Raw genomic sequence first — 15,464 nt, 5'->3', positions numbered from 1 at the left:
CGAATTAAAATTTCAACTTCTCATCCTTATCCCAAATTCCCCAATAGGCACCTACATCACCTTCATCTGATGTTTTCCACTCTTCATCGAACGACGAGAAGTAGAATATCTCGATATCTTCTTCTTTTGACCAGTTTTGTGATTGTATAAAGTACTTCATCGCATTTTCCTGAGAAGGCACCGCACCATGAAATTGCTCTCCTACATTTGGCCAACCTGTTTCAGAAATGATTACTTTCTTGCCTGCTCCAGCTCGTAATGCACGGTTGTACATGTCTTTCATATACAGGTATGAGTTCTCGAGACTACAACCCTCCCAGAATGGGTAACAGTTTGCAAGAATCACATCGCAGGCCTCGGTAACCTTAGGTCGGTTTGCGAATTCATAGTATGCATCAACATAAGCCACAGGAATACCAGGAAGTTCTTCCTTCACTCGGTAGATGTATCTCAGAAGTTCTTCTTCCGTTAAATCTTCACGATACAAGACTTCGTTACCAACCGCTACGATATCCGCATAACCAGCTTTTGCAACTTCTATAACACCTTCAATTTCGTTTTCGTTAATGCTTTGATATTTCCCCAACCATGCTCCTACCATGGTTTTCAGACCAAATTCTCTGGCGACTTTAGGAATCAATTCATTTCCTTCAGTACATGAAAAAGACCTGATCCACTTGGTGTGGGGACTCACAATTTCCATTCTTCTGCGAATCTGTTCCTCGCTGATCTGGTTTCCCGGTTCCTGTCCTTCCTCGTAAGGACTAAAACAGATCCCATGCATTCCTCTATTCAAATACTGATAGTATAGCGCTCGTAATTCATCTTGGCTTTTGTCTTCAAGATCAACCCCTGCCAACGACATTAAATATTCACTTCTTACAGACATAGGTTTAGGCTTAAAAGGTTAAAGTTTATCGGTATGGTTACAAGAGTGCAACCACACCGACAGTTTATTTGTTAGTTTTCAGACATTGTATAATCAATTCTTTTCACTGAATCTTCTCTTCTAAATATCGATGCACTGTTATTTTCATCGATGATATTACCAGAGATCAAAGTGTTTGATCCATCTTTATAAATGATTTTTATCTCAGGTATTGCTCCCTTTGAGAAAACAACTGGAACCTTACAAAATGTGAATGCAAGTTGTCCCTCTTCCAATTCAATTGTTTGCTTTGAATTTTGAAGATCATAGTAGGTAAACAACTCTGGATTCTTAAGAACTTCCTGCTCGTTCAGCAAAGGCAAATCGAAAACAATTTTCCCCTGATCGATTCGAATACCAAGCTCTCCCATTCTCGAAATGAAATCTTCTTTCACCTGACCAGTCATACCTGGTTGCCTCGCTCCTGCATTTCCGGGAGTATGAGAGTAGGCATCAGTTGGGAAAGCACCATACAAGTCTGGTGATTTGTAGATTCCAATACCAGCTTTTATTTCATAGTAATGTTCCTTCAATCTTCCAATCAACTCTGCACTTAAGTTCTCGTCGGTAGCCAGAAAGAAATTCTCTTGGGTGGCAAGAAGCAGTTTCGAAACCATGTGCCAGTAGATACTTCCCAATCCTTCATATCCATAGAACGTTCCAGATCTTCCTGTAAAAGACTGATGGTCGAACATGCTTTCGTAAGTATTTAGAACAAGATCTCTATCGGCCTCTACCAATAATTTATATTGAGAATTTAATCCATCAAGAATTCCTTTAAGAACCTCTGCATTTCGAATTTTACCATTGAAATGACAGTGACCTGATCGGTCAAGAGAAACAAGCGCAGTATTTTTGTCTTCAATTAATTTCTGAAGCAATGATGATTTTGTTACCTGCTGTTTTGGAATGTTATTCTTCTCAGTAAATCTTGCCAACTGCCTGTCGGGATACAAAATGTAACTAAACTGATCCTCACGGAATAATGAACTCGCTTTTAAAGCATTCAGCACTTCCAAACTCTCTTCTGCCGATAAATATCCTGAACTCAACACAGCTACCTGCCCTTCCAACATTTCATACAGGTAACGAATCGATATTTCATCATCGGAAATTGAAATCAGATTATAAGCATGATACAACTTGTCTTCGCGCTTATTCACTCGAATCGACTGATCCATATAAGCCATTGCCAATCTGGTAAATTCTACCAAATCTGCAATTTTAACAGACTTTCGTTCTCCAGAGAATGAATTTTCATAGATGCTCTCTCTGTATTCTGTTCCTGCCAAACCAAGAACATCGGCAAAGTGCTTTCTGTCCTTGTTGGTAAAACCAGTATTCAACAAGTCTGGTCGCTCATTAAATAGGTTAAAGATCTTATCCAATAACACTTTCACTTCTGCTGAAATAGTGATTTCTTCTACCGATAATCCAGTCAGTTTTTCAGTCCAGAACTTTAAAAATCTGCGCAAGTAGTATAGGGTTACCATGGAAACACCATTCCCCACCAATGCATTGTTTGCATCGTTCCATTCAGGACGCTGAGTATTCAGCCAAATCCCAGCTTCAGGAATAAAATTGCTTAACTTACTTAGTAAGGTCACCAATACCTTTTCCATCAGGTTCACCCTGTATATCTCACTTCCTTGATGCAACAAGAAAGCATCGGCACCAAGCTCTTTGTAATTTGCTTTTATTGTATTATTCAGATCAAAATCAAAGCCAATGGTATCCTGTGGGTTTTTAACAATTTGATCGTAAGGTTTAATTCGGTATGGCACATTTGCATACACAAATATCTCCTTGCTTATAAGTTCATCTAATTTTCCTGGATGAAAGTGGTTAGATAACTCCAAAAGCTTCTGCAAATAGATAATCTGGTGATCTCCCCAATATCCAATATAAGCCCATGGATCATCCGGATCAGGACATTCCCAATCGATTCCTTCACGAGTAATTCGGTATGGATTGTATCCATCGGCAGTAGAAGCATTCACAAACTTGCTAATCATCCCTTCCAAATACTCAGGATATGACCAGGCCAAAGCTTCCCAGTTTTGGAAAATATCTCTCCAGTTTCCCTGATAATTCAACTTTGGACTCCCGTCTTCATTTTTAGTTTCGATGGAGAATTGATTCCAAGGACGACTTGGATCGCCATGACGACGACTAAATGTTAATGGCAGGTACTCCATGCAAATTCTTTGCAAATCAGAATTAGCTACAGTACTTACTTTATCAATCAGTTCATTATATGATATTTCTTCAGGCAGTTCATTCAACCAGCTATTAAATTCTGAATGAATTGTAGAATTCGATTGCTCCACAAACAAAGCAAAATCTGCACTATTAATATTGTATGAATCAATGAAAATTCCACCACGCATTACATTAAACATGGTATTCGAAAAATGACGAGCAGTACACAAATCATCTTTTCCCGACTGTAAACCATCGGCGTCAGCCACAATCTTAATCAAATTTTCAGTTCCCAATTGAATGTCTTCATCAATAGCAACAAGTAGGTTCTTTTCATTTTTAATGAATTCATTCAGATTTGAAACATCTGAACTATCCTGATTAATCTCTGCTACAATCATCCATTCTTCAGATTTACCATCAGACAATTCCAATTCAGAATTTATCATGTAAGCCCCTCGGGTTGCTCTCACATCAACTTCAGTTTCAAGATTCAAACCTTTCAGGAAGTTCGGTTCCTGCTTCGCCGATAATAAGATTTTCTTGTCTTGCAATCCTGCAGACCATACCGTAGTGCATTTTAATGATTCACTTGGCTCTGCTCTATCAACCGGGATTGAGCTCAACATAAACAACCCCAAACCAGATTCTGGTAGCAACTCATTCTTTTTATAGGCATCAAGTAGGTTACTGTATTCACTCTGAAATGCGTAATCGAATCCATAAGGAATGATATTTTGAATGCCATCAAGCACTTCTGCATTTAGCTTATTACCGCTAATGTTTTTTACTTTCGATTTACGAACAAATCCAAACTTTTCTGAATTGTACCAGGCATACTGAAACTCAATTCCCAGATCAAGGTTCACCTCTTCGAAAATGATCTTGTTGCCGTAAATACTCTTATATAGATTTCTTTGAATTTTATATACTTCCTTCAAATTCTTTGCAAATGGTTCCCATAGAAAATCTTTTTCCTCTTTCTCTACCAAAAACAAAGTTTTACTTCCTGTAATACCTTTAAAATCATGAATTTTATCAACCGTGTAATAAGGAAATAACGCATTATCACGATTCTTTCTCCCTGCCGATAATGAACCATTACTTGATATGAACATCCAGTGATCTGAATCACTAACAATACTCATAAAGAAGTCCGCCATTTGGTCAGAATTGCTAATCTTGTAAAACTTCTCATTATTTAGTTCTACAAATTCCCCTTTAATCTCAGCCCCGCTGCAATTCAAATTTGTGTTTCCCAGATAAATGTTACTCTTCTTCATTTTAATCTAACTAGATTCAACTTCAATTTCTTTCAACAAAAAACTTCTGAGTTTTATATTATTAATCCTTAAAGGATTCGATCTGTTCCTATTCTTTAATCAGAATTACTTCTAATTCTTCAAGAGATTTTCCCTTGGTTTCAGGCAACATTACAATCACAAACACAAGTCCTAATGCGCCAAATATTCCATATATTAAAAAGGTAGTAGCATTTCCCAGGTTCATCTGTTCCCACGGGAAAGCCAGCTGTACAATGAAACTTATCCCCGAATTGATTAGTCCAACAAATGAGATGGCTAATCCTCTTACTCGATTTGGGAAAAGTTCTGAAAACAAGACCCACATAACTGGTCCTATAGAAATCGCAAAGGATGCAACAAAGCCAATAATCCCTGCCAATACCAGCCAAGGGTTGATGCTGATTGCTTTTGCAATAAATTCTGATTGATGTTCTTTAAATGTCTGTTCACCAATACTACTCAATAATGCATTATTGAATTCAATATCACTTTCGAATACAACATTTTCAGTTTCTTTTAATTGGGAAGGTTCCACAAAACCTGAAAATTCAGATATACTCTTCTTACTCAACTGGTAGGTTGCATTTCCAAAGCTTGCTGATAACACAAACATGGAGACAACAATTCCAAATAAACCAAAAACCAAAAGTGGTTTTCTACCTACTCTGTCTATCAACCAAATGGCAAAAAGAGTAAATACAAGATTGGTTAATCCCACCAGAATGGCTTGTGAGAATGAAGCATCGGTTCCAATACCTGTCTGTTCAAATATCATTGGAGCATAAAAGAACACTGAGTTGATTCCTGTTATTTGTTGTGTAATAGCAATCACGATACCAATTAGCAACACCAACTTTAATGATGGTTTAAATAACTCCTTTACTGAAATTCGTTCCTTATTCTTTGATGATTTGATGCTTCGCGCAATATGTACCAACTGTTCCTTTGCCTCAGATTCACCTAATGCCTTTTTCATCACATCAAGAGCTTCATCATCCAATCCGTTCATAGCTAACCATCGTGGACTTCTTGGCACAAAAAACAAGAGAAAAAAATAGAGCAAGGCAGGAATCGCTTCCAGTCCCAGCATCCATCTCCAATTGTATGCGTCGAACTGAAGCCATGTGGCCCAGTTTGCACTTGATTTTCCCATTTGCAAAATCAGGTAATTGGTAAAAAAGGCAACCGATATTCCCAGTACAATATTCAGTTGATTAAAGGACACCATAGTACCCCTAAGTTGTGGAGGGGCGATTTCGGCAATGTACATAGGAGCAATAATCAGCGATGCGCCAACTCCAATTCCTCCTATCATTCTTGCCAAAACCAACATAAAAAAATTAGGGGCTATGGCTGATCCTAAAGCTGAAATAAAATATAATGCTGCTGCGAATTTCAACACTGTTCTTCTTCCAAACCTATCACTAACAGGGCCAGCTAACATCATAGCCAATGTTGCAGTAAGAGTCAAACAGCTCACAGCCCAACCCAACTGAATTTTGCTAAGATCGAACTGAGGTTCAATAAATTTTATAACGCCTGAAATCACCGACGCATCAAATCCCATTAGAAATCCTCCTAAGGCAACAATTAAAGAAACAGCAGCACTATATTTTAAGTTCATGATTATTTCTTTTGATAAATTCTTACAAAGTCAATTTCCATTGTTTGTGGAAATGCTTCCTTGTCAATTCCTTCTACACTTCCCCATGCACCACCAACTGCAACATTTAAAATCAAGTAAAATGGTTTGGTGTAAGGCCATTTCGATTCTCCCAAGCCTTCATTTTTGTACTCAAAAAACAATTGATCATCTACATAACATTTCATGATATCTTCGGACCATTCCAGTATGTAAGAGTGAAACTTTTCAGTCGCATCAGGAATTTTTATAATTGCAGTTTGCTGCGTTCCTTTTTGCCACTGATAATCTTTTGAGTGAGCAGATGCATGAATTACTCCTGCATTGTGGCCAACATGTTCCATGATATCTATCTCGCCAATCTCCGGCCAGTTTCCATCTTCGAAAGACCAATCTCCAGGCATCATCCAAATGGCGGGCCAGGTACCTCTACCATCAGGTAGCTTAGCTCTCACTTCAATTCTTCCATACAACCAGTCCGATTTTGAATTCAACCTTGCGGAGGTATATTCTTTTCCTTCTATACTTTCTTTACATGCAGTAATATGAAGTACTCCATTCTCGACCCAGGCATTTTCTTTCCTGCCTTGAGTGTACTGTTGCAATTCGTTATTGCCCCATCCCTGACTGTTTCCTTCCGTATCGTATACCCATTTTGTTGAGTCAGGTAATCCTGTGTAATCGAATTCATCAGACCAAACCAATTGATACTCTTTTGAAGCAGTGTTTTGCTTGGATTTATCTTTTTTATTAGAATTGCATGAAGAAAAAAGAAGACAGAATATACCCATTATCAAACAAGCTGTTGATCTCATAATGTAAAGATTTAGCTTAATGATTAAGTATTTATAGGCTGTTCAAATAAACAGGAACAGCCTATAATATTTTAAAATTATTGATATACTCTTACGTAATCAATCTCCATAGATGATTCAATAAATGCCGGATCAATAGTACCTCCAAGTGAACCACCCATAGCCACATTCATTATCAGGAATTGATCAGCATTGTATGGCCAATTGTCAGCATTTTTATCTTCCGGTGCATAGGTATAATAAACCTCATCGTCAATCAGGAATGTAATCTGATTTTCTGACCAGTTTACAGAATACACATGAAATTCCTCAGAAGCATCAGCAACAGTTGTAGATTCCATATTTTCGGTTGCTCCCGAACTTGATGGTGTATGCAATGCACATTGGATATGTCCAGGATTGTTTCCAATTCCTTCCATAATGTCAATCTCTCCACACGCAGGCCATCCTGCATCAGGAAAATTTGCTCCCAACATCCAAATTGCCGGCCATGTACCACCTCCCGTTGGAAGTTTAGCTCGAACATCAACCCTTCCGTAAGTAAATTCAAATTTATCTTGAGTTTTCAAACGGGCTGAAGTATAAGATCCACCATCAGCTTTTGCCGTTATTTTTAATATTCCATTAGAAATGCTAACATTAGCTGCATCGTTGGTATAGGTTTGAGATTCATTATTCCCCCAACCTCCTGCACCAAGATCGTAATCCCATTTTGCAGCATCAGGAGCTCCATCGGTATCAAACTCATCCGACCAAACCAAATTGGTATATTCCACATCAATTTCACCAGCTGATTCACTTGGTTTTGTTGATGTAAAGATATGGTACCATGCAAAAGTGTCATCTTCCTCAACACGTACTCTTAGAATATTATCTGTAATCTCAATGATTTCATAAGTACTCGTACCAGCATACCAACACATAAAACCGTCATCTGAAATCGTAAAGCTCGTTCCTCTATAACCACCATCTTCAGTTGCAATTGAATTTGCAGGTGCAAAAGTTACATTCTTCACTCCATATAAACTTGGCAATACATCTTCACCATGACAAACATCACCTTCAACTCCTATCTTACCTGCATATGTCCCAGGAATGAATGCTGATCCTGCTGTTTGTTCAAAGCTTACACCACCGTCAGTTTGAGTAAATACAAATTCTGCATCATACATACATGTTTTTTCGAATGGTGCAGCAGCATACCATTGCGCAAATGTATGATTTGTTCCATCCACAAAATTTGGTCCTAGTCCTGTATGTGCTGGTTGATCGGCTGCCCAATACCATTTTTTAGAGCTTCCTCCTGTTAAGAATGCAATAGCTTCTTCATCACTGAAGCTACTGAATACTTCAACCTGAATCGACTTACTGGTTGTAACACCACCAGTTCCAACAGCTAAAACTGTTACATTGTAGGTTTTAACTCCCGGAAGAGAGAAACGGTGCATCATATTTCCATCGGCAGAAACTTCATTATTTGTTCCATCTCCAAAAATATAGGTGTAGTTTATTTCATTTTCAGCTGTAGCTGTGAAATTCACAAATCCTGTTCCATCTCCGAAAGGATTAGCCTCATCTTGTCCAACAAGCTCAAAACTAACACTTAAATTGGATGGCGTAGTAATTTCACCTAAGCTATACTCCTCTTCGCAGCCTGCAAAAAACAACAGGCTTGAAAATAATATTACTAATATATTTAGTTTCTTCATCGTTTATTGTTTTTAGTTTTTCACAAGCTTGAATTTCCACCATGCACCACCTGAAATTTCAATATCAATTACCATTACAGTATTATTTTCAGATAATGTAACATCATATATGATTGATGCAGGTGCATCTGCTGGATTTGCCAATTCTCCACCATTATATGCTTTAGGAATTCCCAGATAAGCTCCAACACCTTCAAGTGTTATTGTGCCTGCTCCAGCATCGTATGAATAAGTAGCTGCGTTTGAACCATCATGAGGTGTAACAGGAGCTGCACATGAGTTAGATCCACCTTGCCAGTCTTCAACCCAGGTATCACTACCTAAAACATTCTGGAATGAACCATCAGCACCAAATACATAAGTATCATCAAATAGACATGCTCTGGCAGTAATATCATCGGCTGTACTCGACCACCACGAAGTATCATCTAATGCAGGACCAACTCCAAGAGCTCCGGCCTCTTGAGCCAAGCTCCAGGTTCCTGCTACCGGGGAAGACACCTCTCCTGCTTTTACCATTTTAAAATGCCAATATGCACCACCTGCAATTTCAATATCAATATCCATTACAGTATTATTTTCTGATAAAGTAACATCGTAGGTAATCGATGCAGGTGCATCTGCTGGATTTGCCAATTCTCCACCATTATATGCTTTAGGAATTCCCAAATAAGCTCCAATACCCTCAAGTGTTATTGTTCCTGCAACTTTATCATAGGTAAAAGTTGCTGCATTTGAACCATCGTGAGGTGCTACGGGAGTTCCACATGCATTAGATCCACCTTGCCAATCTTCAACCCAAGTATCACTTCCTAATACATTTCTAAATGAACCATCCGCTCCAAACTCATAAGTATCATCGAAGAAACATGCTCTGGTAGTAACATCATCTGCTGTACTCGACCACCATGATGTATCACCCAATCCAGGACCAACTCCAAGTGCTCCAGCTTCAGGAGCCATTTTCCATACACCTGCTAATCCGCCATCAACAGCTGCGCTAACAAGCTTGATATCATCAAAATAATAATTTGAGTCATCTCCATTATTTCCGAAGTCGAAGAAAATTACGACTTTCTGATATTCATTTGCTTGATCGATTGCTGAAAAATCATAAGTTAATTCTTCCCATGCATTTGCAACAGTAGTTGTTGCATCAACCTCATAACCAATATTACCATCGGTTAAATTTTCAACTTTTAGCTTTACTGTTGCACCTGCTTTTGGCGACCAAACCTTAACTCTAAACTCTGTATTGTTTGAAAAATCAATAGGATTCTCAAGAGTAAGGAATGAACCTGCCCATATTTCTGCTCCGGCAGACTTATTACTTTGAGCAACTTTAGCACTAGTGTTGATTCCTGATGCATCAGGATTATCGATTACAGATGAAGTTGTACCTCCAAAGTTTTCAAATGCATAATTGATCGTGAACGATTCAAAATCAATAGGCAAATTAATCGGATCAGCAGCCTCAGGTACATTTACCGTTTCGGTATATTCTGCAGTTGCTGCTCCAGCACTTTTCGCAACAATTCTAACATCATAATCACCAGGAGCTTCGTAAGTATGAGAAACTGTCTCTCCTGGCATTAACATCGTTGGCTCTTCATCTTCTACATCACCAAAATAAACTTCAAAAACGGTTGCAAAATCCGCTGTAGCTGTTACGCTTACGATTCTTGGATTTTGAGTATTATTTGTAATGTTCACCTCTAAATTTTCAGGTGCTTTAAATGTTACATTTAATTCCTGTACTAATTCTGTTGCTTTACCATTTATGCTTACGGCAATAATTTTTACCGAATAAACTCCTTCAGTATATACATGTTCAGCAATCTCTCCTGGCTTATAGATTTCTGTTTCAGAACCATCGCCAAAATCAATGGTAAATTGCTGAGCTCCCTCAGCATTAGGGGAAATACTCACAAGACCTGAATTATCTTGTGTGATATCGAATACTGCTTCCACATTAGTAGGAGCACCTATATAATCTAACGAATACAAGTTATCTTCATCTGTTTCACAGGCAAAAAAGACACCTAGGATGAAAATAAATGCGCTTATTTTAGTTAATATTTTCATATCGAATAATCTTGTTTAGTAATTAGGATTTTGTGACCAATTGCCATTTGAGAATTGAATTTCTTCAAGAGGAATAGGGAATACTTCATGTTTGCCAGCTACGAAACCTTCAATTTCATCAGCTGCTCTTCCTGTTCTTACAAGATCAAAGAAATGATGTCCTTCACCCATTAATTCCACTCTTCTTTCATGATAAATCGCATCGGTTAAAGCTGCACCTGTTAAGGTTACATCGTGATTTGTATCACCAAAAGCTCTTCTTCTTACTTCTGAAATGTATTCTTGTGCTTTTGTATCTGAAATACCTCCACGGTTATATGCTTCTGCTGCCATAAGCAACACATCTGCATAACGAATTGCTCTATAATTATTCGGATTGGTTAGATTCAAATCTCCTTGAGCTTCCGCTCTTCTTTTTCTTGGTAAGTACTTTCTATTAAAATATCCAGTGTGCTCAAATCCTGTAGTATAAGTTGCACCCTTACTTTCTGCCCAAGCAACGATATCTAATATTGTGACATCTTTGCGAAGATCTCCTGGTTCAAACTGATCTACTGCTTCCTGAGTTGGCACATTAAAACTAAATCCTGAAGAAAACAAAGGTCCATCGTAACCTCTTACGCCACTAAAACCTACTGCAACATTACCTTCGCTACATTGCAAACATCCAAATCCAGCACCCTCAACATCTGTATATTGAATTTCGAATACAGACTCAACACCATTTTCGCCAGCCATTTCGAAAATTTCATCATAATCTTCAACAAGAGAATAATTTGAACTTGTGATTACCTGATCCAAAACATTTGTCGCCTCACTAAATTTTTCCTGAAATAAATATACTTTCCCAAGTAATGCTCGGGCTGCGCCTCTTGTTACTCTTCCTGTTTGTTCCGGCACATCTGGCAATACATCAATTGCATCAATTAAATCTCTTTCAATTTGCGCATATACATCTTTTACTGGTGATCGAGGAATTGAAGTCTCATCTCCTAAAGCAAAACGCTCATCTATTTTCAAAGGCACAGGACCAAACCATTTTACCAATTCAAAATAGTAATAAGCTCTTAGGAATTGTACTTCTCCAATCATCGATAATCTTCCATCAAAATCGATTTTGTCTTTAAACTCCATAAAGTAGTTGGCTCTCTGAACCCCTGCAAACATCCAATTCCACACATCATGTAAATTGCTATTTACCGGAGTATGAATCATATCGTCAATTTGTTGCCATCCAACAACATCTGTAGCACTTTCTCCACCACACAATGTATTATCTGATGCTATTTCGCCTAAGATTACATTTACATAGGTATATTGTAATGCATCATAAACTCCTACCAAACCATTATAATAGTCCTGTTCTGAGTTGAAAAAATTCTCAGAATCAATAGAGTATTTGGGTGCTTCCTGTGCAAAATCATCCGAACAGGAAACCAATATGTTTACGGCTAAAACAAAAGCCCCTAGAACTGCAATGCTATATTTTATTTTTTTCATGATTGAGCTTTTTAAAAGTTTAGATTTAATCCGAACGTATATGTTCTTGCTGCAGGATAAAATCCATAATCGATTCCTGAAGTAATAGGATCGCCATTTGATGCAGCAGGATCATAACCTGTATAATCTGTGAAAGTATACAGATTGCTTACTGAACCATAGAATCTTAATTTAGAGATCTTTAGTTTTGAAGTAAGATGTTCTGGAAGTGTATATCCCAATTGTATGTTTTGAATTCTTAAGAAAGAAGCATCCTCAACATAGTAATCTGAAATTACCTGATTTGCTGTAGCTCCTGTGGTCACTCTTGGAACAGAATTACTTGTTCCTTCTCCAATCCATCTTTCCAAATTGGTACTTAGCTTATTCACATTTACATTTGAACGTTCGTAGTTCCGAAGTTTATCGTTACCCAATGATGCATAAGCATAAGCTGAAAAATCGAAGTTCTTATAGTTAATGGATAAATTTAATCCCATGGTTACATCAGGAATTGGATTTCCGATATATGTTCTATCATCCGCATTTATCACTCCATCATTGTTGGTATCCACATACCTTAAGTCACCAGGCTGAGCTTCAGCTCCCAATGCAATTTGCGATGGGTGAGCGTTAACTTCTGCCATATTCTGGAATAGTCCGTCTGTTTTGTAACCAAAGAATGAACCAATAGGCTGTCCAACTGCCATTCGGGTTGGGCTAGGTTGTCCTACACTAAATTCACCAGCTTCGATAAATCCAGTTCCATTGTTTACTTTAGTTACCTCATTATCTAAGGTTGTCATATTATAATTCACCTTAAACACCAGGTCTTCACCTATTTTACCTCGGTAACCTACAGCAAATTCAAAACCACGGTTGCGAACCTCACCAGCATTGATAGTTGGCCCAGCAGCTCCTGCACCATTAACTCCTAAAATTCCAGAAACAGGTACACCTGCAACTAACAAATCATTGGTAGTTTTTACGAAGTAGTCAGCATTGATATCAATTTTATTATTCAATAATTTCATATCTAAACCAATATCAAACTGTTCCGACTCTTCCCATTTGATGGTATTGTTAGGAAGTGCTCCAATTGCTCTACCATTAACTAACTGCCCGTTGAAGATATAGGTTCCTTCTCCATCCATCAATGATAAGAATTTGTTAGGATCAATTTTATCTGAACCAAGGAAACCGTAACTTGCTCTTAGCTTGATGAAATCGATAAATTCCATGTCACTCATAAAATCCTCATCGGAAATTACCCAACCAGCAGTAGCTGAATTAAAATACCCTACACTTTCATCTGGACCAAATTTAGTAGAAGCATCTCTTCTGAACATTCCGGAAAGCAAATATTTTCCTTCATAATCATATTGAAGACGAGCAAAATAAGACAATCTTCTATCATCGTAATCCCATGAATTGTTGGTTTTTGCTTCACTAGTTCCTTCAGTTAGCGAGATATCTGCAAATTCCCACGAGTTGTTAGGTACATCAAAACCTGTTGCATCTAAATGGTCACCCCAATTTTTATATACAGTAGTACCTAAAGTTGCTGTTACATGATGTTTCTCTAGAAACGTATCATCGTAGGTAACAAAGGCATCAAATGTGTAATCATTGAAGTTATCTCTAGCCTGGAAAACACTACTTCTGGTATTATCAAATACTTTTCCTCCATAACTTATTTCCTTAGCAAAAGATTTTTCCTTGCTACTACCAGTGTTAAATCCAATACGAGCCGTTGCCTTTAATTGTGGAGAATAAATGTACTCCATGCTAAAACTTCCGCTCAATCGATTTGACTTATAGATATTATAAGTATCATCGATTTGTGCCATTGGGTTGATCACCTCATTACCAAGACTGTTAGGAGCTAAAAAGAATGAACCATCTTCATTATATACCGGCATGGTAGAAGGCATGTTTAATGCATTAAACAATACCGATCCTAATCCATTTTCGTTAATTGATCTTCTTCTTAAGTAAGTATAAATCAAGGATGATTTGAATTTCAGCTTTTCAGAAATATCAATGCCCAAGTTCATTCTTGCAGTATTTCTCTTGTAGCCTGATTTATCTTTCCCTACAACACCTTTCTGATCTAAATCTGAAGCACTTAACGAATATACTATATTATCAGATCCTCCACTTAAACTCACATCATTCTTGTAGATTGGTGCTGTTGAGAATACTTCATCCTGCCAATTGGTTCCTTTACCTAAATTTGAAATATTTGTAAACGGCAAATCTTGTCCATTTGCAGCATAGGCTTCATTTAATAATGCAGCATACTCAGTTGCATTTAGCACTGGCAATTTGCGTGAAGTTTCTTGAATACCAACAGAGCTGTTAAAACGAATTGCTGGCGCAGTGTTTTTACGACCTGTCTTGGTTGTTACCAACACAACTCCATTTGCACCAACAGTACCATAAATTGCCGCCTGTGCATCTTTTAATACTGTAATGCTTTCAATATCATCAGGACTTAAGGTTTCCAATGATCCTTCATAACCATCGATAATAACAACTGGAGAAGCATCTCCATTTGTAGAAATACCGCGGATTCTTATATCTAAACCAGAACCTGGAGCTCCCGAAGAAGAACTTACTACCACTCCCGAAGTGGTTCCTTGTAAAGCTTGCTCGGCTCTAACAGGTTTGATTTCATCGATTGTTTTGGCTCCAAGCACAGTTACTGCACCAGTAACATCACGCTTTTTCTGAGTACCATAACCAACTACTACAACCTCTTCAAGGCCTGTAGTCTCAGTCATCAGAATAACATTTACAACAGTTTGGTCTCCAACAAAAATCTCCTGTGGAGCAAAACCAATCATTGAAAATACCAAAGTAGCATCCTTAGATACTTCTATAGAATACTTACCGTCAAAATCGGTTGATGTACCAATTGTTGTTCCCTTAACAACAATGGAGGCAAATGGAATAGGAGTTCCATCTTCTCCAGAGGTAACAATACCAGTTACAGCATTATTTTGAGCAAATACTTGCAAACAAAAGAATGCCATAACTATTAACACAACTGTTTTTTTCATAAATTTAGTTCGTTAAGATTAGAAAAAATTAGCTCATAAATTTGGGTTACATTTATTCACCTAAATCGTTTGCAATATCTTTTCTTATTTGAGCAAAATCAAAAATACAGTTACATCAAGAACTCATCAACATCCAAAATACAATACATCATTACTACATCAAATGATTTTTCAGAACTTATAATTACCTGTGTAACTAATACTTAAAAAATACAACAAATCTTAAAAAATGCAT

Annotated in this window: 8 protein-coding genes; all 8 read right to left on the bottom strand. The window is 37.6% G+C overall.

Annotated elements, in window-relative coordinates; translation table 11 throughout:
* Positions 1-4: 4 nt before the first annotated feature.
* The 8 genes from JCM15579_RS08550 to JCM15579_RS08515 all read right to left on the bottom strand — a co-directional run bounded on the left by JCM15579_RS08550 (position 5) and on the right by JCM15579_RS08515 (position 15,229).
* Positions 5-889: a glycoside hydrolase family 17 protein gene (locus tag JCM15579_RS08550; protein ID WP_054718615.1), complete on the bottom strand. Its 885-nt coding sequence runs from the start codon at positions 887-889 to the stop codon at positions 5-7.
* Between the two features lie 71 nt (positions 890-960).
* A complete protein-coding gene (locus tag JCM15579_RS08545) occupies positions 961-4,413 on the bottom strand; it encodes a 1,3-beta-D-glucan phosphorylase, GH149 family (protein WP_054718612.1) in 3,453 nt (1,150 codons plus the stop codon).
* Between the two features lie 88 nt (positions 4,414-4,501).
* Complete coding sequence (locus JCM15579_RS08540) at positions 4,502-6,058, bottom strand: sugar porter family MFS transporter (protein WP_054718607.1); 1,557 nt, start codon at positions 6,056-6,058, stop codon at positions 4,502-4,504.
* 2 nt (positions 6,059-6,060) lie between these two features.
* Positions 6,061-6,891, bottom strand: a complete 831-nt coding sequence (locus JCM15579_RS08535; protein WP_054718604.1) for a glycoside hydrolase family 16 protein — start codon at positions 6,889-6,891, stop codon at positions 6,061-6,063.
* Between the two features lie 77 nt (positions 6,892-6,968).
* Positions 6,969-8,600 carry a family 16 glycosylhydrolase gene (locus tag JCM15579_RS08530; protein ID WP_054718601.1) on the bottom strand — a complete coding sequence of 544 codons (1,632 nt, stop codon included), beginning with the start codon at positions 8,598-8,600 and terminating at the stop codon, positions 6,969-6,971.
* A 12-nt stretch (positions 8,601-8,612) separates the two neighbouring features.
* Positions 8,613-10,685 (bottom strand): PKD domain-containing protein, encoded by a 2,073-nt coding sequence (locus JCM15579_RS08525; protein ID WP_054718597.1) that lies wholly within the window; start codon positions 10,683-10,685, stop codon positions 8,613-8,615.
* A gap of 15 nt (positions 10,686-10,700) precedes the next feature.
* Positions 10,701-12,185, bottom strand: coding sequence for a RagB/SusD family nutrient uptake outer membrane protein (locus JCM15579_RS08520; protein WP_054718594.1), 1,485 nt, complete (start codon positions 12,183-12,185; stop codon positions 10,701-10,703).
* Between the two features lie 11 nt (positions 12,186-12,196).
* Positions 12,197-15,229: a SusC/RagA family TonB-linked outer membrane protein gene (locus JCM15579_RS08515; RefSeq protein ID WP_054718591.1), complete on the bottom strand. Its 3,033-nt coding sequence runs from the start codon at positions 15,227-15,229 to the stop codon at positions 12,197-12,199.
* Positions 15,230-15,464 lie beyond the last annotated feature (235 nt).

Source organism: Marinifilum fragile JCM 15579, from assembly GCF_001310955.1.
GTDB lineage: Bacteria > Bacteroidota > Bacteroidia > Bacteroidales > Marinifilaceae > Marinifilum > Marinifilum fragile.
The sequence above is the reverse complement of the archived record's forward strand: the minus strand, read 5'-3'. Positions and strand labels throughout refer to the sequence as shown.

Coding starts and splice junctions, on each gene's coding strand:
- JCM15579_RS08550 (WP_054718615.1), bottom strand. CDS start 889: ATGTCTGTAAGAAGTGAATATTTAATGTCGTTGGCAGGGGTTGATCTT.
- JCM15579_RS08545 (WP_054718612.1), bottom strand. CDS start 4,413: ATGAAGAAGAGTAACATTTATCTGGGAAACACAAATTTGAATTGCAGC.
- JCM15579_RS08540 (WP_054718607.1), bottom strand. CDS start 6,058: ATGAACTTAAAATATAGTGCTGCTGTTTCTTTAATTGTTGCCTTAGGA.
- JCM15579_RS08535 (WP_054718604.1), bottom strand. CDS start 6,891: ATGAGATCAACAGCTTGTTTGATAATGGGTATATTCTGTCTTCTTTTT.
- JCM15579_RS08530 (WP_054718601.1), bottom strand. CDS start 8,600: ATGAAGAAACTAAATATATTAGTAATATTATTTTCAAGCCTGTTGTTT.
- JCM15579_RS08525 (WP_054718597.1), bottom strand. CDS start 10,685: ATGAAAATATTAACTAAAATAAGCGCATTTATTTTCATCCTAGGTGTC.
- JCM15579_RS08520 (WP_054718594.1), bottom strand. CDS start 12,185: ATGAAAAAAATAAAATATAGCATTGCAGTTCTAGGGGCTTTTGTTTTA.
- JCM15579_RS08515 (WP_054718591.1), bottom strand. CDS start 15,229: ATGAAAAAAACAGTTGTGTTAATAGTTATGGCATTCTTTTGTTTGCAA.